General features: G+C 60.4%; 21 protein-coding genes. 10 read left to right on the plus strand and 11 right to left on the minus strand.

Annotated elements, in window-relative coordinates; genetic code table 11:
* Positions 1-146: 146 nt before the first annotated feature.
* A complete protein-coding gene (locus WH87_RS13870) occupies positions 147-767 on the minus strand; it encodes a hypothetical protein (RefSeq protein WP_046140957.1) in 621 nt (206 codons plus the stop codon).
* Positions 768-857: 90 nt separating this feature from the next.
* Here WH87_RS13870 and WH87_RS13875 point away from each other — a divergent pair, with 90 nt between their 5' ends.
* From WH87_RS13875 to WH87_RS13890, 4 genes are all read left to right on the plus strand, one after another.
* Positions 858-1,472, plus strand: coding sequence for a trimeric intracellular cation channel family protein (locus WH87_RS13875; protein ID WP_046140911.1), 615 nt, complete (start codon positions 858-860; stop codon positions 1,470-1,472).
* A gap of 97 nt (positions 1,473-1,569) precedes the next feature.
* Positions 1,570-2,784, plus strand: coding sequence for a mannonate dehydratase (gene uxuA, locus WH87_RS13880; RefSeq protein WP_046140912.1), 1,215 nt, complete (start codon positions 1,570-1,572; stop codon positions 2,782-2,784).
* Between the two features lie 84 nt (positions 2,785-2,868).
* A complete protein-coding gene (locus WH87_RS13885) occupies positions 2,869-4,779 on the plus strand; it encodes an ATP-binding response regulator (RefSeq protein ID WP_046140913.1) in 1,911 nt (636 codons plus the stop codon).
* Between the two features lie 14 nt (positions 4,780-4,793).
* Entirely contained in the window at positions 4,794-5,189 is a 396-nt protein-coding gene (locus WH87_RS13890) for a response regulator (protein WP_046140914.1), read from the plus strand.
* A gap of 55 nt (positions 5,190-5,244) precedes the next feature.
* Here WH87_RS13890 and WH87_RS13895 read toward each other — a convergent pair whose 3' ends face one another.
* Together WH87_RS13895 and WH87_RS13900 are read right to left on the minus strand one after the other, a co-directional pair.
* Entirely contained in the window at positions 5,245-5,637 is a 393-nt protein-coding gene (locus WH87_RS13895) for a response regulator (protein ID WP_046140915.1), read from the minus strand.
* 13 nt (positions 5,638-5,650) lie between these two features.
* Positions 5,651-7,012 (minus strand): aminotransferase class I/II-fold pyridoxal phosphate-dependent enzyme, encoded by a 1,362-nt coding sequence (locus tag WH87_RS13900; RefSeq protein WP_052726682.1) that lies wholly within the window; start codon positions 7,010-7,012, stop codon positions 5,651-5,653.
* A 205-nt stretch (positions 7,013-7,217) separates the two neighbouring features.
* Between WH87_RS13900 and WH87_RS13905 the strand changes: the two genes are divergently transcribed.
* Positions 7,218-9,611 carry a putative bifunctional diguanylate cyclase/phosphodiesterase gene (locus WH87_RS13905; protein ID WP_052726683.1) on the plus strand — a complete coding sequence of 798 codons (2,394 nt, stop codon included), beginning with the start codon at positions 7,218-7,220 and terminating at the stop codon, positions 9,609-9,611.
* On the opposite strand, the gene WH87_RS13910 is transcribed toward WH87_RS13905, so the two are convergent.
* The 8 genes from WH87_RS13910 to WH87_RS13945 all read right to left on the minus strand — a co-directional run bounded on the left by WH87_RS13910 (position 9,608) and on the right by WH87_RS13945 (position 15,462).
* Entirely contained in the window at positions 9,608-9,904 is a 297-nt protein-coding gene (locus tag WH87_RS13910; RefSeq protein ID WP_046140916.1) for an MTH1187 family thiamine-binding protein, read from the minus strand. The two genes, WH87_RS13905 and WH87_RS13910, sit on opposite strands and share 4 nt — an antisense overlap.
* Positions 9,905-9,911: 7 nt before the next feature.
* Positions 9,912-10,646, minus strand: a complete 735-nt coding sequence (locus tag WH87_RS13915) for an ABC transporter permease (RefSeq protein WP_046140917.1) — start codon at positions 10,644-10,646, stop codon at positions 9,912-9,914.
* Positions 10,646-11,458 carry an ABC transporter permease gene (locus WH87_RS13920; RefSeq protein WP_046140918.1) on the minus strand — a complete coding sequence of 271 codons (813 nt, stop codon included), beginning with the start codon at positions 11,456-11,458 and terminating at the stop codon, positions 10,646-10,648. Before WH87_RS13920 ends, WH87_RS13915 begins: the two co-directional genes overlap by 1 nt.
* Positions 11,459-11,544: 86 nt before the next feature.
* Entirely contained in the window at positions 11,545-12,297 is a 753-nt protein-coding gene (locus WH87_RS13925) for a transporter substrate-binding domain-containing protein (RefSeq protein ID WP_046140919.1), read from the minus strand.
* A 56-nt stretch (positions 12,298-12,353) separates the two neighbouring features.
* Positions 12,354-13,151, minus strand: a complete 798-nt coding sequence (locus WH87_RS13930) for an ABC transporter ATP-binding protein (RefSeq protein ID WP_046140920.1) — start codon at positions 13,149-13,151, stop codon at positions 12,354-12,356.
* Positions 13,152-13,299: 148 nt separating this feature from the next.
* Positions 13,300-14,283 carry an HWE histidine kinase domain-containing protein gene (locus tag WH87_RS13935; RefSeq protein ID WP_197410813.1) on the minus strand — a complete coding sequence of 328 codons (984 nt, stop codon included), beginning with the start codon at positions 14,281-14,283 and terminating at the stop codon, positions 13,300-13,302.
* Positions 14,284-14,388: 105 nt separating this feature from the next.
* A complete protein-coding gene (locus tag WH87_RS19415) occupies positions 14,389-14,553 on the minus strand; it encodes a DUF1328 domain-containing protein (RefSeq protein ID WP_046140921.1) in 165 nt (54 codons plus the stop codon).
* Positions 14,554-14,667: 114 nt separating this feature from the next.
* Positions 14,668-15,462 (minus strand): response regulator, encoded by a 795-nt coding sequence (locus tag WH87_RS13945; protein WP_046140922.1) that lies wholly within the window; start codon positions 15,460-15,462, stop codon positions 14,668-14,670.
* A gap of 169 nt (positions 15,463-15,631) precedes the next feature.
* On the opposite strand from WH87_RS13945, the gene WH87_RS13950 reads away from it, so the two are divergent.
* The 5 genes from WH87_RS13950 (at position 15,632) to WH87_RS13970 (ending at position 20,602) form a co-directional block, all read left to right on the plus strand.
* Entirely contained in the window at positions 15,632-15,841 is a 210-nt protein-coding gene (locus WH87_RS13950) for a NepR family anti-sigma factor (protein WP_281175278.1), read from the plus strand.
* A gap of 4 nt (positions 15,842-15,845) precedes the next feature.
* Positions 15,846-16,400, plus strand: a complete 555-nt coding sequence (locus WH87_RS13955) for an RNA polymerase sigma factor (RefSeq protein ID WP_046140923.1) — start codon at positions 15,846-15,848, stop codon at positions 16,398-16,400.
* Between the two features lie 247 nt (positions 16,401-16,647).
* Positions 16,648-18,042, plus strand: coding sequence for a sensor histidine kinase (locus WH87_RS13960; protein WP_046140924.1), 1,395 nt, complete (start codon positions 16,648-16,650; stop codon positions 18,040-18,042).
* 25 nt (positions 18,043-18,067) lie between these two features.
* Positions 18,068-18,985 carry a diacylglycerol/lipid kinase family protein gene (locus WH87_RS13965; RefSeq protein WP_046140925.1) on the plus strand — a complete coding sequence of 306 codons (918 nt, stop codon included), beginning with the start codon at positions 18,068-18,070 and terminating at the stop codon, positions 18,983-18,985.
* A gap of 99 nt (positions 18,986-19,084) precedes the next feature.
* Positions 19,085-20,602 carry a sensor histidine kinase gene (locus tag WH87_RS13970; RefSeq protein ID WP_046140926.1) on the plus strand — a complete coding sequence of 506 codons (1,518 nt, stop codon included), beginning with the start codon at positions 19,085-19,087 and terminating at the stop codon, positions 20,600-20,602.
* Positions 20,603-20,615 lie beyond the last annotated feature (13 nt).

Genomic DNA, 20,615 nt, shown 5'->3' on the forward strand with positions numbered 1-20,615 from the left:
GGTCTAGGGTGGGGGGCTTTCGTCATCGCGTGTGCGGCGGCATACCCCCACCCTGCTCGATGGACGGACTTAGCTGGCGCTAAGTCCTATCTCGCTTCCCTCCCCACAAGGGGGAGGGATGTCGACTGAGGGATTGACGGTGCGGCCTAACCGAGCTCGTCCAGCATTGCCGCGTAGGCGCTTTCGTGGTTGCCGGTCCAGTTGTCCATGCCGGGTTGGGTCAGCCAGCCGCGGCGGGGTGGGATGTAGCTGTAGATGCGGCGTTCGGGGGCTTGGCGCCATTGTAGGTTGAAGGCGGCGAAGCGGGGGAAGAACTCGATATCGTGATAGGGGAGGTGGTCGTGGACCCACCAGGCCAGGGCTTCCCAATCACCAGTACGGTCGTAGTGGGGGATGAAGCGGTTGACGATGATGCAGGCGGTGGCGCCGTATCGGCCGGCTTCGTCGCGCTGGTCCCAGATATGGCCGGCGTAGTTGGCTTCGTTGCGGGCGCAATTGAGCTTGTGGACGTTGCCGAAACCGTTGACCTCCGGCGAGCGATAGGCTGATCGCACCGAGATACGGCCAAAACGGGCCTGCAATGGTTCCAACAGATGTTCGCAGAGGGCCTTGCCAGCGATGATGGCGAGGTCGGGATCGCCGGGGATATTGGCGAAGCCATTGATGGCGGCAATCTCGGAATACAGAAAATCGCGCATGAAGAAGCTTTCCGAGAGGCGGACGCGACCAAAATCCTCTAGGGCTCTGACGCTTTTGGGTTGGCGCATGGCGTGGCTCCACATCACTGGACGCCGCACTGTGTTGCGATACCCTAAGCAGGACAACCCGGTTTCGACCGCGCAACAGGAACACGCGTGATGCTCACCATCCTTTTCTACATCGCCATCGCGGCTGAGGCGATGACGGCGGCACTGGCGGCAGGGCGGCGCAAGATGGACTGGTTTGGTGTATGTCTGCTGGCCTGCGTCACGGCCCTTGGCGGCGGGACGATCCGGGACCTGTTTCTGGGGCATTACCCGCTCTATTGGGTCAAGAACCCCTATATCCTGCTGCTGGTGTGTGGTGCGGCCCTCGCGACGATTGCCCTGGCGCAGGTTGTTGATCGGTTGCGCTGGACCTTCCTGCTGCTCGACGCGCTTGGGCTGGTCGTCTTCACGATCATTGGCTGCAATATCGCCATCGAAATGGGTACGCATCCGCTGATCGTGCTGGTCGCGGGCATGGTGACCGGGATTTTTGGCGGCATTCTGCGTGACGTCCTGTGCAATGACGTGCCGCTGGTGTTCAGCAGCGAGCTTTATGCAACGGTCTCGATCGTGACCGGGGCTGTCTATTACTTCGGATTGCTGGCAGGGCTGGATGCCAACCTGGTGGTCATTCTTGCTCTGGCCGTGGGCTTCCCGCTGCGCGTGGTGGCGCTGATCAAAAAGTGGGAAATGCCGAAATTCGTCTATGACAAAGACCTGCGCTGATCGCCTTCGGGTAAACCTGCTGGGGTCAGAAATAGGGCTTTTCGCGCGCCTGAGCATGTGGCACTAATCTTCCATACAAGAAGCGGGAGTGCCGGATTTGCGACAGACATGGCGATGGTTTGGACCCAAGGATCTGACCAGCATCGATGACGTGACGCAGGTCGGCGCTGTCGGCATCGTCAGCGCGCTGCACCATGTACCCAATGGCGCGGTGTGGAGCCCCGAGGACATCGCCCAGCGCCATCGCGAGATCGCGACACGCAAGGATGGCACGCCATCCGGACTGACCTGGGACGTGGTGGAAAGCCTGCCCATCAGCGAAGATATCAAGAAGCAGAAAAACGACTGGCGCGAGCATATCGCCAATTACAAGATTTCGATGAAGCACCTCGCTGAGAGCGGGCTTGAGGTGATCTGCTATAATTTCATGCCAGTGCTGGACTGGACGCGAACTGATGTGCGCTGGACGGTGGCCAATGGCGCCTCGTGCATGCGCTTTGATATCAATGACTTCGCGGCATTTGATATCCACATTCTAGCGCGCGATGGGGCAGGGGCCGACTACACCAATGCCATCGTCGACGAAGCCGGACGCCGGTTCGCCGAGATGGGCGACGAGGCCAAAAAGCAGCTCTCGCGCAACATCACCATGGGGCTGCCGGGCTCGACAGAAGGCATGACGCTGGATGATGTCCGCGCCCACCTGGCCGAATATGACCGCATCAGCCACGACCGGCTGCGGGCTAATTTCGTCGATTTCCTCGATGAGGTGGTGCCTGTTGCCGAGGATCTCGGACTGCGACTGTGCTGCCATCCCGATGATCCACCGTTTTCGCTGCTGGGCCTGCCCCGCGTGATGTCCACCGAGGCGGACTACAAATATATCCTCGACGCCGTGGACAGTCCGGCCAATGGCATGACGCTGTGCTCGGGTTCGCTCGGCGCGCGGCCGGACAATGACCTGCCCGGCATGATGGAGCGGCTGGGCGACCGGGTGCATTTCCTGCACCTGCGCAATGTGAAGCGCGACACCGACGATGTGGTGGGCTCGTTCTACGAAGCCGAGCATCTGGGTGGGGATACCGACATGGTTGCGCTGATTGCGGCGATCGTGCGCGAGGAAAAAAAGCGCAAGGCGGCGGGTCGTAAAGACCACGTCATTCCAATGCGCCCAGACCATGGGCAGGACATTCTGGACGATCTGGGACGACGCTCGCAGCCGGGTTATCCCACGATCGGTCGCATGAAAGGGCTTGCGGAACTGCGCGGTGTGATGGCAGCATTCGAACATAGCGAGCTTGGCCTGCTATAATCGATCTACTTCCGGAATAAAAGTTTACGACTTTTCAAAGAGTTACAGCCAAGCTCGCGTGGTTATTTCACGCGAGGCCCTATTGTGACCGCGTCGACCTTTTTCCAGCGGCTTGTGAACTGGTTCATTCCCCAGCACATGAGCCAGGACCTGCACACGCGCAAACGCGTGCAGATGTTCATTATCAGCCACCTGTTCGGGCCTTTTATCGCAACACCGATTCCGGTGGTGTTGTGGCTGGCCGATCCGAACCCCATGCCGCATGTGCTGATTCTGGCAGCGTCGATCTATGCGTTCTGGCCATTTCTGGCGCTGGTTAAGCTGTTCCCACGTGCCTATACGCCGCTGGCCATGGCTTCGGTGGTGAACCTGACCTTTGCAATCTTCTGGGGCACTTACAATTATGGCGGCGCCAGTTCGCCGTTCCTGGTGTGGCTGGTGCTCGTGCCATTGCTGGCCTTCATGTATCTGGGGGCAGGGTGGCTGCCGCGCGTCTTCGTGCTGGGGGCCATTCTGGGTGGCACTGCGGGCCTCTACGCGCTCTATCTCGTGGCCAGTTTTCCCGAGCATATTCCCGTCGAAAACATGGTTGTGGCGGGCCTGCTTTCGGCGCTGGGCGCCAATATCTACGTCTTCATGATGGCGGCGTATTACTCGAGCGTGGTGGATAGCCAGTCCGAGCTGATCAAGGAAATCGATCGGCATCAGGAGACACTGAAGGCGCTGACGCTGGCCAAGGATGAGGCCGAGCGCGCCAACGGGGCGAAGTCCGAATTCCTGGCCAAGATGAGCCACGAGTTGCGCACGCCGCTCAATGCCGTGCTGGGCTATTCGGAAATTCTGCTGGAAGACGCCGAGCTTGATGGGCGCGGCGAGCAGATTGCGGACCTGCAGAAAATCAGCGCGGCCGGCAAGCATCTGCTGTCCATGGTCAACGACATCCTCGATATCTCCAAGATCGAGGCCGGCAAGATGGTGCTGCATCTCGACACCATCGATCTCAACAAGCTGATCGACGAAATCGAGGCGACGGCGCGGCCGATGGCGGCCAAGAACACCAATAGCCTGACGGTGACGCGCGGCGCGGAGCTGGGCAATATCCTGACCGACGCGACCAAGCTGCGGCAGGCGACGTTCAACCTGCTGTCCAACGCTTCCAAATTCACCCAGAACGGGCAGATCACGCTGGATGTGCAGCGCAAGAGCGAGGCCAGTGGCGACTGGGTTGAGATCGCCGTGCGCGATACGGGGATCGGTATCTCGCGCGAGCAGCAATCAGCGCTGTTTTCCAACTTCAGCCAGGCCAATTCCAAGATCGCTGCAGTCTATGGCGGCACCGGGCTTGGCCTGTCGCTGAGCCAGAACCTGTGCCAGCTGATGGGCGGGCGGATCGAGTTTGAAAGCCAGGTTGGCCAGGGCTCGTGCTTTACCATCCGCATTCCGGCGGAAGGCGCGATCATGCTCAATGACGGGCTTGAGGGGGTGGTGTCGCCCCGCCCGGAGCGCACACCAGCAGCCGTGGTGCCAGACAGACCCGTAGCGCAGCGCTATGAACGCAGCGATGGCTATGCGGGGTTGAGCGGGCACGCGGCCAACCATGACTCGCGTGAGCGTTTGCTGATCATCGATGACGATCGGAACTTCCTCGAGCTGGCGGAGCGCCTGTTCCTGCGGGAGGACTACGCGCCGATCTGCACCGACGCGCCGCAATCGGCGCTGCAGATTGCACGGACGGTCAAACCTTCCGCAATCTTCCTCGATATTCTCATGCCGGGCTTTGACGGGTGGGATGTGCTGGCGGCGCTCCGCGCTGACCCACTCACCGCAGACATCCCGGTGTTCATGATTTCGATCCTGTCCGAACGCAGCAAGGCGCTGGCGGCAGGGGCTAATGGTATCATCATGAAGCCGCTCGACGCATCGAAAGTGAAGGCGGCACTGACCGCGCTTAAGGCCACGCGTGGTTTGGCGCGGTCCAAGGTCGCAAAGGGATAGAAGAAACGCATCATATGGCTTTGGTACTTATCGTGGAAGACAACCCCATCAACCGAGACGTTCTCGGGAGACGGCTGGAGCGGCGTGGATTTTCCATTCGCTTTGCTGAGGATGGACCGAGCGGCATTACGGCTGCAAAAGTGTTGAAGCCGGATGTGATCCTGATGGATATGGGTTTGGGCGAGATGGATGGTTGCGAGGCGACGCAGCGCATCCTGGCGGACCCCGAGACGGCCCATATCCCGATTATCGCGCTGACAGCGAGCGCATTTGAATCCGACCGGGTGAGGGCACTTGCCGCCGGTTGCGTGGATTTTGACACCAAGCCGGTCGACCTGCAGCGCCTGTTGGGCAAAATACAGGACGTGCTGGGCCCCAAAACCCCGGCAGCGGCGATGACCTTCGGTTAGACTGTCACAGCCCCGTAAATGCAAAGCCCCCGGCACACGCCGGGGGCTTTTTGATTTAAGCGACGTTGCCCTGGAAGCGGGTGACGTCGAGGGCTTCGCGCATGCGCCCGTAATTGACGGGCTTCTGATGGGCGTGGTTGCAGAGCAGACCCATAGCCTGCGCCACATGCTTCACCGTCGCCAGCATCTGTTCGTCCTGGCCGCTGACGATGATGATCTCGCCGGGATAGCGTTGCTGCACCAATTGCCGAAAGAGTTCGACCGCGTCGACATGGGGCATGGCGATATCGACCGCCACCACGTCGGGTTGGAGTGCAGCGACCAGATGAATGACGCCGCGGGAGTCCGAAGTCGCATAGGACTCAAACCCGCAGCGTTCGGCGATCCGCGCGATCAGCTCGGCGGAAGGTGGATCGTCATCAACGGCGAGAAGCCTTGGGGGACGCATGTGGGGTGCCTGTCTATGCTACTTCTGCAGACGGTGAACTTGGGGAGCGTCCGGTCGACGGATTGCCTTCATGACCGAGGCGATACTCGATGTCGGCGTCATGCATGGCCTTGGCCAGCACGGCGACGACCTGATCGATGTCTTCCTTGGTATGCGAAGCCATCACCTGAAAGCGGAAGCGTGCGCCGCCTTGCGGGACTGCGGGATATTCGACCAGATTGGCAATGCCACCAAGCGCCATCAGGTGGCGGGAGGCAAAGCGGCCGACGCCCTCAAGACCGAGCCGCACGGGCACGATCGGCGATGGATCGCCCAGGGTCTCAAGGCCTGCCTTGGTCATTTCGGCGCGCAGATAGAGGATGTTGTCCATGAGCTTGCGGCGCAGGACGCGACCTTCTTCGGAGCGCACGATGTTGAGCGCAGTCAGCACGGTTGCCGCCTGAACGGGGGAGAGCGCGTTGGAGAAGGTGTGCGTGGCGCTGTAGTATTTGAGATATTCAGCGGTCGCCTTGTCGCGCACGGCGATGAAGCCGCCATTGGAGGCAAAGGTCTTGGAGAAGCTGCCGATGATGATGTCGGCGGCATCGACCATATTCTGAAGGCCCATATGGCCAAGGCCATCGTCGCCGATGGAGCCAAGGTCGTGAGCGCAATCGACGAGAAGGGTCGCGTTGTAGCGGTCGCAGAGGGCGCGCATGGCGCCGAGATCCGGCGTGTCGGAGTGCATCGAGAATAGGCTCTCGGTCACGACCAGAATACCGTTTTCCTTGTCATTGTTCCGGATGCGCTCAAGCTTGCGCGTCAGAGCATCAAGATTCAAATGGCCGTGGTAATGGATATTCTGCGTGGCAGCCTTGGCGCCTTCCTGGAGGCACGAGTGAGCCAGAATGTCCATAACGACGTGGTCATTCGCACGCACGAAACCCTGAACCGAGCCGTAGCCAGCGGCCCAGCCGGTTGGGTACAGCACGATCTCGCGGTCGCCGAGAAAGCTCGACAGGCCCTGTTCCAGCAGCAGTGAATTGGCGGTGTTGCCAAGCAGCGCGGCCGAGCCTGCGCTATGCACGCCATACTGGTTGATGGCGTCGATGGCGGTCTGCTTGATGGCAGGGTGGGACGACAGGCTCAGGTAATCCTGGCTGGCGAAGTTGATGCCGGAGAAGGAAGCCCCGGTATCGCTCTTGGCTTCGCAACGCGCCTGTGGGGCGGTGGAGGTGGAGCGGGCATAGGGCCACAAGTCGTGCTCGCGGCGCAGGTTCTGCCAATCGTAGAAGCTGGCCACGCGACTGATGAGGTTTGGCCCCGCCGGTGCGCGGTAGTCTCGCAGGCTGCCAGTGAGAGCTGCCTCTGGGACCGCTTGTGTATTCGTCGTCATAAACCCTCTCCAGTCGGGGCCGCCCAGGCCAATTGGAGGCCAAATTATTGGGGCAGCTTGAAAAACAGCTTAAAGTTCCCCGTTTATTTTGCTTATCCCGGGATTGTTACAATTTGAGCTTAATGCATTGTAACTTCGGGGGATTTTGCTGCGACACTTGCTGCTAACAAACGCAAAATTAATCGCTGAAGGTCATGTTGCCCGCATGAGCGTCCGTCCAGGTGCAGGCCTGTTTTCAGTCATTGATCGCTATGTCGACCGTGCCATTGGGGCGGGCGATCTGGCTGAGCATGTGCGCGAAAAACTGCTGCGCCAGCAATTGGCCGCGGTCAGCCGCATGGTGCCGACCATGTTGGCCTCGTCGGCTATCGTGTCGGTTATCTTTGCGATTCTGACCTGGGGCACCGACCGTTTTCTCATTACGGCGGCGCTGATGGCCATCATCAACGCCATGCTGATTAACGCCACGGTGCTGACAGCACGTCGGTCCGGGACGAATGCGCCAACCCATAGTGCCGTGATCCGCGTGAATACCTATGCGCTGGTCTCAGGCATCCTATGGAGTATCGTCTTCAACATCCTCCCGCTCGATCAAGGCGACACTATTCGGGGTGCTGCGACCATCGGGGTGGGGGGGCTGCTCTGCATCTCGATGATGGCGCTGGTGAACTATCCGCAGGCGCTGGCCGCCTTTGCCATCCCGCTGACACTGGGCGTTCTGGGCAGCGTCATCAGCCTCTCCAGCGGCAGCGACATCTGGCTGCAGAGCGTATTGATCCTGGCATTCAGCGCGATGATGGTGGTGGCAACGTTCAATCACGCCTCTGCCTTTGTGGCCCACCGGGCATCGGAATCCCTGCTCAAGGAAAAGAGCGAGATCATCGGCCTCTTGCTGCGTGAATTCGAGCAGACGACGTCGGATTGGATCTGGGGTTTTGACGAGTCCGGCCGCACCAATCGCGTGACCAGTGGTTTTACGACCGCGACGGGTGTTGGCGAAGATGGGCTGTTGGGTGCCGACTTTGTGCATTTCCTGCGCTGCGTCACCGTGCCCAATGATCCGCTTTTTGCCGAGCTTGAACGGGCGGTAACAGCCCGCGAGACCTTCCAGGAAATCGAGCTGTGTGTGACGGCGGCGGGGCGCGAATGTTGGTGGAGCATCACTGGCAAGCCTGCATTGGACGATGAGGGTGAGTATCTCGGCTATATCGGCACCACATCGGACATCACTGACCGCAAGCTCGCCGAGCGGCGGATTACCCTTTTGGCCCATCATGATCCGATGACGGGCCTGCTCAACCGCACCAAATTCACCGACCAGCTCAATAGCTGCGTGGCACGGCTCGAGCGCTATGGCACGCCATTCACCCTGATGTTCCTCGATCTCGACCAGTTCAAGTCGGTCAATGACAGTCGCGGGCATATGGCAGGCGACAAATTGCTGATCCAGGTCGCCAAGCGCATTCAGGGCATGGTGCGCGAGGTCGATATGGCCGCGCGCCTGGGTGGTGACGAGTTTGCCATCATCCTGCCAAATGATGGCGACGGAGAGCGTGTCAGGGCGCTGGCGCAAAGGCTGATCGAAGAGATCAAGCGCCCCTTTGTTCTCGATGGCGATCAGGTGAACATCGGGGTCAGCATTGGCATTGCCATTGCGCCGATCAATGGCACTCGGCCCGACCAAATCCTGCGCAATGCCGACCTGGCGCTGTATCGCGCCAAGGCGGATGGGCGTTCGGTTTTCCGCTTCTTTGAAAGCCAGATGGATTCCGAGGCCCGCGAGCGTCGGCTGCTTGAGGTGGAACTGCGCGACGCCGTGGAGAACAATGAGCTGGTGCTGTACTACCAGCCCCTGGTGGACGCACAGACCCGTGTGCCGACCGGTTTTGAGGCCCTGATCCGCTGGAACCATCCAATCCGTGGACTGGTGCCGCCGGCCGAGTTCATTCCGATTGCCGAGCAGTCCAGCCTTATCGTTGCGATCGGTGACTGGACGATTGAGCAGGCCTGCCGCACGGCATCGGAGTGGCCCGAGCATCTGACGGTGGCGGTGAACCTGTCTGCGAAGCACTTCCGGCGTTCGGACATTGCGTCTGTGGTGCGGCGGGCGCTCGCCATTTCCGGCATTGCCCCGCAGCGGCTCGAGATCGAGATTACCGAAGGCCTGTTGCTGGAGAACCCGGACGAGGTTGTTGAAAAGCTCGGTGAGATCCGCGCCATGGGCGTCACCATTGCCATGGACGACTTCGGCACGGGATACTCAAGCCTGAATTATCTGCTGACCTTCCCATTCGACAAGATCAAGATCGACCGCTCGTTCGTTGACGCGTCGAGCAATGGGGAAGTGGCGCGCGACATTCTTAAGGCGATTGCGTCGCTGGGCAAAACGCTCAAGCTCAAGATCACGGCTGAGGGTGTCGAGACGGAAGAGCAGGCTGACTTCCTGGCGGAGATTGCCTGCCATCAGTTGCAAGGTTTCTTCTTCTCTCGCCCGCTCAACAATGTGGATCTGTCGCTCTATCTGCTGACCAACGTGCCGACGCGTGCAGCGGCCATCCGCGCTGAGGCCGAGGCCAAGCTGGCGATCCGGGCAAACTAAGCGTCTGAGTTGAGGGCGGTGAGCTTGTCGACCATGGTCTGGACTTTGTCGTTCCGGGTCGAAAACGCCATGGTGCAGAAAATGCGCTCGACACCCATCTCGTGCAGCTTGGCGCAGCAGGCTTCTACAACCGCCGTGACCTCTGCCATCTCACCTTCGATATTGGTGCCGTTGGCGTGCATGTCATAGGTGAGGCCGGAGCCGTCTATGATGGTGCGGACTTCACGGATATAGCGCGAGACCGAGGGGCCGACGCCCATCGGGACGATGCACAGATCAGCGATGACTTTCATGACGGTCCTAGCGCAGCCATTTGGGGGCGAAGCGCATGCGTGGCCGCGATGGCATGTGCCGCATCAGACGCTGGTAGACCAGCCCGAACAGGAAGAACACCACCAGCGAGACGGCGAGGAAGTAGAGCGCCGCAATGGAGAAGTGCATGAACGCATTGTAGTCGCGTTCGACCAGCTCCTTGGCTGTGATCATCAGATCCTTCTGCTGGCCGATAACCGGCAGCGCGAAATAGACGATGGCGGTGGCGTGGAACAGGAAGACGACCTCATTGGTGTAGGCAGGCCAGGCGAGGCGAATGAGGTTTGGCCAGATCACCTGACGGAACTGCTGTGGCCAGCTCATGCCATAGGCGCGCGCAGCCTCGATCTCGCCGCGTGGCACGGCGCGGAGGGCGCCGTGGAAGATTTCGGCGGTATAGGCCGAGGTGTTGAGGATCAGCACCAGCGGGCCGATGAACAGGGGGTGCAGCACAAACCAGGAAATGCCCATCGGCTTCCAGACGCTGATATTGAGCGACAGCGCCAGGGAGTAGAACATGAAGAACTGGATGAAGAGTGGCGAGCCGCGGAAGGCATAGATATAGCCGCGCGACAGGCGCGACAGCAGCGGGTTCCTGGAGTCCTTGCCCAGTGCCAGAAACACCGCGAAGACGAAGCCAAGCGGGATCGATGCGGCGGCGAAGTAGATGTTGAACAGGGCTGCGGGGGCGAAGTAGACGACTTCGGCGAAAAAGTGATCCATCAGTGGTGCCCCTCGTTCAGCATGCCGCGTCCTGCACGGCGCATCAGGGCGTTGAAGCCCTTTTCCGAGATCAGCGTCACCAGGATGTAGAACACGAACAGCACGAGATAGTAGCGCCAGCGCCAGTCGTCATGGACGAGGCCGACTGCGGGCAGGAAATTGGGTGCGCCGAGGCGATCGGCCCACAGCACGATATCGGCGATCTGCAGCAGGGACAGCAGCGAGGTGGCCTTGATGATCAGCATCCAAACATTGGACAGGCCGGGCAGGGCATAGACCCACATCTGGCGGATCTGGACGCGCCACAGCACCTGGCCGGTGCTCATGCCATAGGCGCGGGCGGCTTCGAGCTGCCCATGGGGCACCGAGCGCATGGCGCCGTGAATGACATTGGTGGCAAAGGCGCCGTAGACGAGGCCGAGCGAGACCGAAGCCAGGATCAGGTATTCGGGGGTGGTCAGGATCCAGTTGGCGGCCTTGCAGGGCGGCCAGGCAGCGGACTGGGCGGCGATCATCTCTGGCGTGCAAACCTGCGAGGCCCAGATCCATTCCACCGCCTGCTCGAAGGCCAACGGGAAGAACAGGAAGAACAGCACATCGGGCACGCCGCGCACGATGGACGAATAGAACGTGCCGATAAGGCGCAGCGGCAGGTAGCGTGAATTCTTGAGGGTAGCGCCGATCAGGCCGAACACAACGGCCAGAATGCCACCGGCGACAGCAGCAAAGATTGTGAACTGAAAGCTCGCATACCAGGTCAGGTGCTTGCCATTGGTGAGGTAGCTCAGCCAGAAGGCGATATCTTCGCTCATGAGCTGAACGTCCAGATTGGCAAGGAAGCAGGCATTTTCGGGCTTTCAAAGGTCCGGGGTGAGCAAGCCCACCCCGGTAGAGCCAATTAGCTGGCGAAGAATGGGCCGCGGCCGTCGAACCACTGAGCGATCAGCTTGTCGAGGGTGCCGTTCTTCTTGAGGGTCTCAAGCGCGGCGTTGATCTTGCCCTTGAGCTCTGGCTCATCCTTGCGCAGGCCAGCGGCATAGCCGTCGCCGATCAGGATGTCTTCGCCAACGAACTCGAAGGCGCCGTTCGACGCAGTGATCACGGGCTCAAGGTAAGCGCCGTCAGCCAGGATAGTGTCGAGGTTGCCAGCGGCCAGATCGGCCATGGCCTGATCAGCGGTGGTGAAGGAAACGACGGTGTTGTTGGCGCCGAAGTGTTCTTGCGCGTAAGCGGCCTGGATGGTGCCGCCCTGCACGCCGATGCGCTTGCCTTCAAGTGCGTTCAGGTCGAGCGTTTCGCCAGCTTCAGCGGCAAAGCGGGATGGGTCAGCGGGGAAGTAGTTGTCGCTGAAATCGATGGTCTCGCGGCGCTCGTCGGTGATCGACATGCCGGCCATGATGACGTCGTAGTTGCCAGCGAGCAGGTTCGGGATGATGGAATCCCAGTCATTGACCACGAATTCGCAGGTCAGCTTGGCTTCGGCGCAGATGGCATTGCCGAGGTCGATTTCAAAGCCTGCTGGCTTGCCAGCGTCGTCCATGAAGTTCCATGGGGCATAGGCACCTTCGGTGCCGATACGAACGACTTCCTGCGCATTGGCGGCAGAGGTGAGAGCCAGAATGGCGGCGGCCGCAAAAAGGGTCTTCTTCATCGGTTTCTCCATTGGTCTGTCTAAGTGCCCTTCTGTGAGGGCGTTGCCCAGCGCTGCTACTCGTGGTTCGCGGCGTTGAGGAATTGCTTAAGGCGGGCAGATTTGGTGGCGCCGAAGACCTCTTCGGGGGTGCCTTCTTCTTCGATCAGCCCTTGATGGAGGAAGATGACGCGGTCACTGACCGAGCGGGCAAATTCCATATCGTGGGTAACCAGCACCATGGTGCGGCCTTCATCGGCCAGAATCTTGATGACGCGCAGAACTTCGACTTCAAGCTCTGGGTCGAGCGCGGACGTGGGCTCGTCAAACAGCATGACGCGGGGATTGATGCACAGTGCGCGGGCAATCGCGGCGCGCTGCTGCTGGCCACCGGAAAGCTGAGAGGGATAGCTGTCGGCCTTCTCGCCAATGCCAACCTTGGTCAACATGGCGCGAGCTTCCGCCTCAACCTCGGGACGGGCGCGCTTTTGCACGATCAGCGGCGCTTCCATGACGTTTTCGAGGATCGTCAGGTGCGCCCAGAGATTGAACGACTGAAACACCATGCCCAGTTCGGAGCGGATGCGGCGGATCTGGTTTTCATCACCAATATGGCGACGGGGCGCTTCGCCGCGCAGCTTGATTTCTTCGCCGTCAATAGCGACGACGCCCTTGTCGGGCACTTCAAGCATATTGATGCAGCGCAGCAGGGTCGACTTGCCGGAGCCGGACGAGCCGATCAGCGAAATGACTTCGCCTTCGCGCGCGGTGAAGGAAATGCCCTTGAGGACTTCAAGCGCGCCGAAGGATTTATGCAGATCGCGGATCGCCACCACAGGCAGTTTTTCGACAATCGCACCAGCAGTCTGCGCCATACTCACCTGAACCTGCGCACCGCAGGCGCCTTCCTGACCGGCGATTGCCTTTTTATGAGGCGGGCAATCTTGACCAAAAGGTAGAAAAGCAAAAGCGCGCGAGATAGCAAGGGGAAATAACGTTTCAGGTGCGCGAGCGCTGGATAAGTCAGGCTTCAAACTGGTCTGGCGGGACAATCAGGCGATAGGTCACTCCGCTCCGCGAGATATTGAGCCGCGCTGTCCCGCCAACCGAAAGTGGCGCGATTCTTTCCAACACGAGCGTACCGAAGCGGGGAACATGATGCCGCGCGTTGTGATGAATACCGGTCTCGTCCCACTCAATGACCAGGTTGGATCCGTCGGCGCTGTCGGGGACGATGCTGGCCTCGATCTCGATCTGTCCGGGACTGTCGCCGTCATCGGCCAATGCTCCATAAAGCCGTGCGTTGGCGGCGAGTTCGTGAATGGCGAGCCCGACATGCAGAGAGGCATTGGGATTGAGGACCGGGTTATCGCCGATGATGCGCAGTTTTTGGGTCGTATCGACGCCCAGGCGCCTGATCTGCGAATTGACCAGAGACCGGAAATGGGTGCCGCGCCAGTTGCTTTCGGTGACCAGATCCTGCGTGCTCGCCAAGGCGTGCAGCCGGCCGCGAAACTTGGCGAGGAAATCGGCGATGCTTTCGCTGTGATTGGCAGTCTGCATCGACATCGACTGCACGATCGCCAGCAAGTTCTTGGAACGGTGGCTGACCTCGCGCAGCAGTGACGCGAAGGCCGCATTGCGGGCGACGGTGTCGGTGATGTCGCTCATCACAAAGATGACACTGCCCTCATCGAGGCTTGTCCGCGCCGAAAACTGGTGCTGTTGGGTGCCGTTGAGTAGTTCAAACTCGAAGCTCTGTTCTTCTCCGGAAGCCAGGCATTTTGTGCGAGCGTCTACAAATTGAACGGCGAGATGGGGGGGCAACGCACCGGCTGGCGTCTGGCCCATTGCCGGGCCGCCCGGCCAGAAGCTTGGCAGATTTTCGCTAAAGTCAAATACGCCGTCAGCATCCTGGTGCAGGACGGCAATAGACAGGGAGCTTAGACCCTGGGAAAGGGTTCGGACCATCGTGTGCGTCTGGCGATCCAAGTGCAACGTCGCCATGTATACCGACTTTTCTTTGCGCGCTGCCTGCCCCGGCATTGCCACGAGATAGACAAACAGCGGCCGCCTAAGGGGCGAAGCGGCCGCAGTGGTATGTGGCCTCGACTAAACGCGGCGGATGAGCCCAACGATGATCGAGATGACCAGGAAAGCCAGGAACAGAAAGAACAGGATCTGTGCGATCCCGGCGGAGGCGCCGGCGAGCCCGCTAAATCCGAGTACGCCCGCGATAAGGGCGATGACTAGAAAAACGAGTGCATAGTAAAGCATCTGAATCTCCTCTGCCGATATTGAAGACACAACGATCCGAGGCGGCGGCGGTTCCTGCGCGCAAATAAAAAGGCCGGGCAGAGCCCGGCCTATGTAATTGAATGGTGAACAGTTTTAGGCAGCGGCGCGGGAGCCGTCGTCGAAGAACAGGGCCTGGCTGATGAGGGCCTTGACCATGTCTGGGTTGAACGGCTTGGTCACCAGGAAGGTCGGCTCAGGACGCTCGCCGGTCAGCAGGCGCTCTGGGAAGGCCGTGATGAAGATCACCGGCACCGAGTGGGTGTTGAGGATGTCATTGACCGCATCGATGCCCGAGCTGCCATCGGCCAGCTGGATATCGGCAAGGATCATGCGCGGCTTTGTCTGATTGAACAGCGCCACCGCTTCCTTGTGGGTGCGGGCGACGCTGACCACCTTATGGCCGAGGCTCTCGACGAGCTGCTCGATATCCATGGCGATGAGAGGCTCATCTTCGATGATCATGATTTCTGTCGCCACCTGGCGGGAGATCTCGACCGAAGCCTCATCGAGGTAAGCGGCGAACTCGGTGTCGGGGACGGAGAGGATTTCCGCAGCCTGCGCGTGGGTAAAGCCTTCGACGGCAACAAGCAGGAAGGCCTGGCGCGCACGCGGGGCCAGGTTGGCGAGATTGGTCGCCGCCCGCTTTTCCCAGGCATAGGTGGAGCTAGGCGTCGGAATATTGACGGCCGATGTCGAAAACAGCGCCGAAAACAGCTTGTAGACCGCAATGCGGTCACTGGTTGCCTCGGGGAACAAGGAGATGTCGGCTATGAGCGCTTCAAGCGTGGCAGCAACGTAGGCATCACCGGACGTCTGGGAGCCGGTAACGGCGCGCGAAAACCGCCGCAGATACGGCAGGTGCGGAGCGATCCGCGTGGACAAGGTCATACAACAACTCCCAGTGACGCTTTTTATCTCGTGATATCACGAAATCACTCAACGGCATCAAAGTGCAAAAGTTCCAAAAGTTGCGGAACTTTTTTTAAGTTCCTGCATTTCATAAATCAATGACGACGGATTCCGTGACGGTTCTACAGGCATGATGAAGGAAAAACTGGTGACCCAGCAACGTGTGCGTACGCAAACGGGGCCGGCAGATGACGGGCTGGGTCCAAATACGGACATCGGCGCGCGTCTGCGTGCTCTCTATGGTGCTGTTCAGGACGAGGGGGTTCCAGCGCAATTGCTTGATCTGCTTGAGAAACTCGATAGCGCCGAGGAGGCGCAGTCGGCCCGGCAGAGCAACTCCTCTCGCGGGGAGGAATAAACGGATGTCGGCTGAACCGACTACCTTCAAGCGTGAAATGCTGTCCACTTTGCCGAGCCTGCGCGCTTTCGCGGTCTCGCTGACAGGCAAGCACGACAAGGCCGACGATCTGGTGCAGGACACTGTGATGAAGGCCTGGGCCAAGCAGTCCAGCTTCGAAATGGGCACCAATATCAAGGCCTGGCTGTTCACCATTCTGCGCAACGAATTTTACAGCCAGATGCGCAAGCGTGGCCGGGAGGTGCAGGATAGCGATGGCACCTTTACCGAGCGCCTGTCTGTGCATCCCTCGCAATATGGCGCGATGGACATGCAGGACTTCAAGAAGGCCCTTGGGCAGCTGCCCGACGATCAGCGCGAAGCTGTGATCCTGATTGGTGCCTCGGGCTTCTCCTACGAGGAAGCCGCAGAGATCTGCGATTGCGCAGTGGGCACTATGAAGAGCCGTGTGAGCCGCGCACGCACCCGCCTGCAGGATATCCTCAAGATTTCCGGCGAAGCCGATTATGGTCCGGACGCTGTCTCGACCCAGGTGACGACGAGCAACCACTCGTTCTGATCCATGAAACAATTTCTGAATGAGCGGCGGCTGCCTGAATGGGCAGTCGCCGTTTTTGTTGGCGGCTGTTTTTTGCATTCGCGCGGCGTCTTTTAGCGCATCTGCCGGAACATGTTCGCGCGCCAGCCGTTAGCAGGGCGGCTGCCGTTGTGGCAGTCTCAAATCGGCCATGGCCGGACATTAGATTGATCGCGGGGAGCAACATACTGGCTGCTCGTTGTAAGAAGCCACGGATATTGCGCGCCAGATGACGAGCGAAAAACTAGAGGTTGCGCCGATCCGACTGATCCGAAGACGCCTCGCCGTTCTGGTGTCGCTATTGCTTGTGGTCTTCGCCGCCGGGGCCGCTTTGGTGCTGGTGCGCAGCATCGACAAGCAGGTGGACGATGTGTTGCACACCTATGATGTGCGCAACAAGGCGCGTGAACTGACCATCGCCCTGACCGAGGCCGAAAGCAGCCAGCGCGGCTACATGCTGACGCGCGACCCGAGCTATCTCGAACCCTATCGCGCAGCCGCCGATACTATCGGTGCGCGGACGCAGGCTCTGATCGCCGCAACGGAAGATGACGGGGTGCAGGCCGAGCGGGTGCACAGCATTGTTGGCGAGATCAACACCAAGGTCGCCGAAATGGCGCGGACGGTTGAGCTTGTCGCGTCGGAACGCGATCAGGAAGCGCAGAACCTAGTGCAGACCGGGATGGGGGCGCGGCTGATGGACAGCGTACGGCAGACGCTGGGCATGTTCATTGCCGACGAAGACCAGAAGCTGCTGGAGCGCAATGCGGGGATCGACACCTATCGGCGTCTGCTGGTGGGAATGATCATCCTGGCCCTGGCTGGTGCGGTGGTGCTGGCTTATGTGCTGCTCATCCGCACCCAAAGGCGGCTGACGTCGCTCTGGGAAAGTCAGGATCAGCTGCGCAGTGCCAATGAAATCCTCGAAGAGCATGTCCGCAGCCGCACTGTGGCGCTGGAGGAGGCGCGGGCGCATGCAGAGCGAGAGCGGCGGCGCGTGGAAGCGCTGTTGCAGGATACCAATCACCGGATCGGCAATTCGCTGGCCACCGTATCGTCCTTGCTGGGCTTGCAGTTGCTGCGCAGCAAATCCGACGAGGTTCGGGATGCGCTCGATGCGGCGCGCGCCCGGGTGCACGCCATTGCCTCGGCCCATCGCCGCCTGCGCCTGGGCGATGATCTTGAAACGGCCAGTGCGGACGAGTTCTTGGGCGCTGTGCTGGACGACATTGGCCTGTCGGCAAAAGGCGAGCGCGCGGTGACGGTTGTGGGCGAGATCGAGCCCATTGTGATTGGCGCGCGCGATGCGACGACAATCGGCATTCTGGTGGGCGAACTGGTCACCAATGCGCTCAAGCATGGCTTTCCCAATGACCGGAAGGGCGTCATCACTGTCAGTTTCCTGAACAAGGACGGGGTGCCGACGCTGATCGTAGCCGACGATGGGATCGGCATGGCCGATCATGCGTCGCCGGGCGAGAGCGGGCTCGGCACGGTGATCGTCAAGCAACTGGCTACACAGTTTGGCGGCGTGCCTCACTATTCCGGGCGCGCCGAAGGAGGGCTGGTGGTCACCGTTCCCTTGCCCGGCATTGACGGCGCCAGCCATTCCCATAGCATCTGATCAACGGGCAGAACGGAGCTCTTCTATGCGCATAATTGCCGTTCTGAACCGAGATGGCGGCACGTTGCGAACCATGGACCTCGACGCCTTCTGTGAGGAGGCAAAGGCGATTTTTGCCAGCCATGGCCATGAGTTGGAGTGCCGGGTGGTCAGCGGCAAGAAGGTTGAAGCCACACTGCGCGCGGCGACGGAAACCGCTGGCGTGGATGCCATATTGGCAGGCGGTGGCGACGGCACGATTTCGACAGCTGCCGGGATCGCCTTCGCCTCAGGCATGCCGCTTGGCGTGTTGCCTGCCGGGACGATGAACCTGTTCGCCAGGGCTCTTAAAATCCCGCTAGGACTCAATGAGGCGCTGCAAGCCATTGCGGCTGGCGACGTTGGTGCGGTGGATATTGCCACGGCCAATGACCGCCCGTTTGTGCACCAGTTCGGCGTCGGCATTCATGCGCGGCTGGTGCGTATTCGCGAGAGCATGACCTATCGCAGTCGCATCGGGAAAATGCTGGCGAGCCTGAAATCTATTGCAGCCGCAGCCTTGCGGCCACCTGAGTTTGACGCGGAGCTGCACACCAAGTCCGGGGTTGAGCGCCGCCGGGTGTCCGGGATTGCGGTGTCGAACAATCCGCTGGGGGACGGGCATATTCCACATGCTGATAGTCTCGACCGTGGCTTGCTTGGTGTTTACGTCGCGGCCCCGGTGACGACGCCCGAACTGCTACGGCTGGCGTTCAGCGTTTTGCGCGGGAGTTGGCGCGAGAGCCCGATGGTGTCGGAAAACGAGGTGGCCAATGTCACCCTGAGTTTCCCCAAGGCCAAAAGAGGCGCTCGGGCGGTGGTGGATGGGGAGCTGATCCGCCTTCAACGCAGCGTGACGCTTAAGGTGCACCCAGGCGCGCTGCGGGTTTTGTTGCCTAAATCAGCGGTTTCCGAAGAAATGTGATTTTTCTCAATTTTCTTTGGAACTAATTATCCGCTGCCCCGTTTGGACCCTTTGGTGAAAGCCATCGCCGGTTCTGCGATAGTAGCGTCAGGTCGAAAAGTGAAAGAAAACAAGCGTCCCCTTCCGGAGTATGTCCGTAAGGTCGTGGATGATCCAGCGCGTCTCGACGCGCTTTCTGCGCTTGGCGTGATGGACAGCGAGCCTGATGGCGATTTTGAGCGGCTGTGCCGCACGGTAGCGCGCATTTTCCGCGCCGATATCGCGCTCATCAGCCTCGTCGACCAGGAGCGCCAGTGGTTCAGCGCCTGCATGGGTGTGGGAGCGCTGATGGAGTCGCGCACCGATACCTCTTTTTGCGCCTATGCGTTGGCTGAGGACAGCAACAGCATGGTTGTGCTCGATGCGCTGGCAGATGACCGCTTCAAGGATAATCCGCTTGTTGCCGGCGCGCCCGGTATCCGGTTTTACGCAGGATCGCCTATCATTGTGGCCGGGCAGAAGGTTGGTTCGGTCTGCGTGATGGGGCTGACGCCCCGGGATCGTGTGGACCCTGACGACCTGTTGCAGCTTGAGGATCTGGCTGGGGTCGCCTCCACCATGTTTTCGCTCAAGGACGAAGCCCGCGTTCGGGCGCGCACGGCGGCGGCGCTGGTGCGCGAAGAGTGGCGGCATGCGCTTACGCTGGAAGCCGGGAAGGTGGGCAGCTGGGTCTGGGATATCCAGTCGGGCGAGGTGGTGTGCAATGACACGCTGCGCGCCATGTGCTCCCTGCCAGACGTCGGCACGATCACCACCGAACATATTCTGGCCGCGACCCACCCGAGTGACGCGCAGGCGGTGCATTCGGGCCTGCGCGCCAGCATTGTCGAAGGCGTGGATTTCAATTCCGAGGCGCGGGTTGCTGCCTCGGGCCGCTGGCTCACCATCCGGGGCCGCGTCTATCAACGCGATACAGACGGGCGCGCGCTGGTGATGATGGGCGTGTGCATCGATGTGTCCGAAAGCAAGCAAAGCGCCGAACATACGCGCCTGCTGCTGCGTGAGCTCAATCACCGGGTGAAGAATACACTGGCGATGATCCAGTCCGTGGCGCGCCAGACGATCCGGCAAAACCCAGACCCAAACGACTTCATCGAGGCTTTCTCGGGCCGGCTGCGCACAATTTCTGAGGCGCATGTTCTCCTAGCCGATCGCGACTGGTCGGGCGTGCCGCTGCATGACGTGGTTGCGTCGCAGCTGGGCCCCAATTTCATGGTCAATCCTGACCGCGTCGAGGTGCGGGGCGATGACATGATGCTGCCCGCCGATCATGCACTGGGGCTGGGGCTGATCCTGCATGAGCTGACCACTAATGCGCATCGCCATGGTGCCTGGTCGGACGCGACGGGTGTGGTGAGCATCGAATGGGATGTTGCCGCCAAGCCGGTGCGTGGCCTGAAACTGAAGTGGCGTGAGCATGGCGGCCCCGCCGTCGAGCATCCGCAGGAATATGGATTGGGCGCAAAGCTCATCGAGCGCAGTCTGGCCAAGGTGCTCGACAGCCGGGTCGAGCTCAACTTTCTGCCAGATGGTGTGGAAGCGGACGTCTGGTTGCCTTTGCCGCAAGCGGAACACTAGGCTCCGCTCGCGA

Origin of the sequence: Devosia epidermidihirudinis, assembly GCF_000971295.1 — a bacterium.
Classification (GTDB): Bacteria; Pseudomonadota; Alphaproteobacteria; order Rhizobiales; family Devosiaceae; genus Devosia; species Devosia epidermidihirudinis.

Coding starts and splice junctions, on each gene's coding strand:
- WH87_RS13870 (WP_046140957.1), bottom strand. CDS start 767: ATGCGCCAACCCAAAAGCGTCAGAGCCCTAGAGGATTTTGGTCGCGTC.
- WH87_RS13875 (WP_046140911.1), top strand. CDS start 858: ATGCTCACCATCCTTTTCTACATCGCCATCGCGGCTGAGGCGATGACG.
- WH87_RS13890 (WP_046140914.1), top strand. CDS start 4,794: ATGGCTTTGGTACTTATCGTGGAAGACAACCCCATCAACCGAGACGTT.
- WH87_RS13895 (WP_046140915.1), bottom strand. CDS start 5,637: ATGCGTCCCCCAAGGCTTCTCGCCGTTGATGACGATCCACCTTCCGCC.
- WH87_RS13900 (WP_052726682.1), bottom strand. CDS start 7,012: ATGACGACGAATACACAAGCGGTCCCAGAGGCAGCTCTCACTGGCAGC.
- WH87_RS13905 (WP_052726683.1), top strand. CDS start 7,218: ATGAGCGTCCGTCCAGGTGCAGGCCTGTTTTCAGTCATTGATCGCTAT.
- WH87_RS13910 (WP_046140916.1), bottom strand. CDS start 9,904: ATGAAAGTCATCGCTGATCTGTGCATCGTCCCGATGGGCGTCGGCCCC.
- WH87_RS13915 (WP_046140917.1), bottom strand. CDS start 10,646: ATGGATCACTTTTTCGCCGAAGTCGTCTACTTCGCCCCCGCAGCCCTG.
- WH87_RS13920 (WP_046140918.1), bottom strand. CDS start 11,458: ATGAGCGAAGATATCGCCTTCTGGCTGAGCTACCTCACCAATGGCAAG.
- WH87_RS13925 (WP_046140919.1), bottom strand. CDS start 12,297: ATGAAGAAGACCCTTTTTGCGGCCGCCGCCATTCTGGCTCTCACCTCT.
- WH87_RS13930 (WP_046140920.1), bottom strand. CDS start 13,151: ATGGCGCAGACTGCTGGTGCGATTGTCGAAAAACTGCCTGTGGTGGCG.
- WH87_RS13935 (WP_197410813.1), bottom strand. CDS start 14,283: ATGGCGACGTTGCACTTGGATCGCCAGACGCACACGATGGTCCGAACC.
- WH87_RS19415 (WP_046140921.1), bottom strand. CDS start 14,553: ATGCTTTACTATGCACTCGTTTTTCTAGTCATCGCCCTTATCGCGGGC.
- WH87_RS13945 (WP_046140922.1), bottom strand. CDS start 15,462: ATGACCTTGTCCACGCGGATCGCTCCGCACCTGCCGTATCTGCGGCGG.
- WH87_RS13955 (WP_046140923.1), top strand. CDS start 15,846: ATGTCGGCTGAACCGACTACCTTCAAGCGTGAAATGCTGTCCACTTTG.
- WH87_RS13960 (WP_046140924.1), top strand. CDS start 16,648: ATGACGAGCGAAAAACTAGAGGTTGCGCCGATCCGACTGATCCGAAGA.
- WH87_RS13965 (WP_046140925.1), top strand. CDS start 18,068: ATGCGCATAATTGCCGTTCTGAACCGAGATGGCGGCACGTTGCGAACC.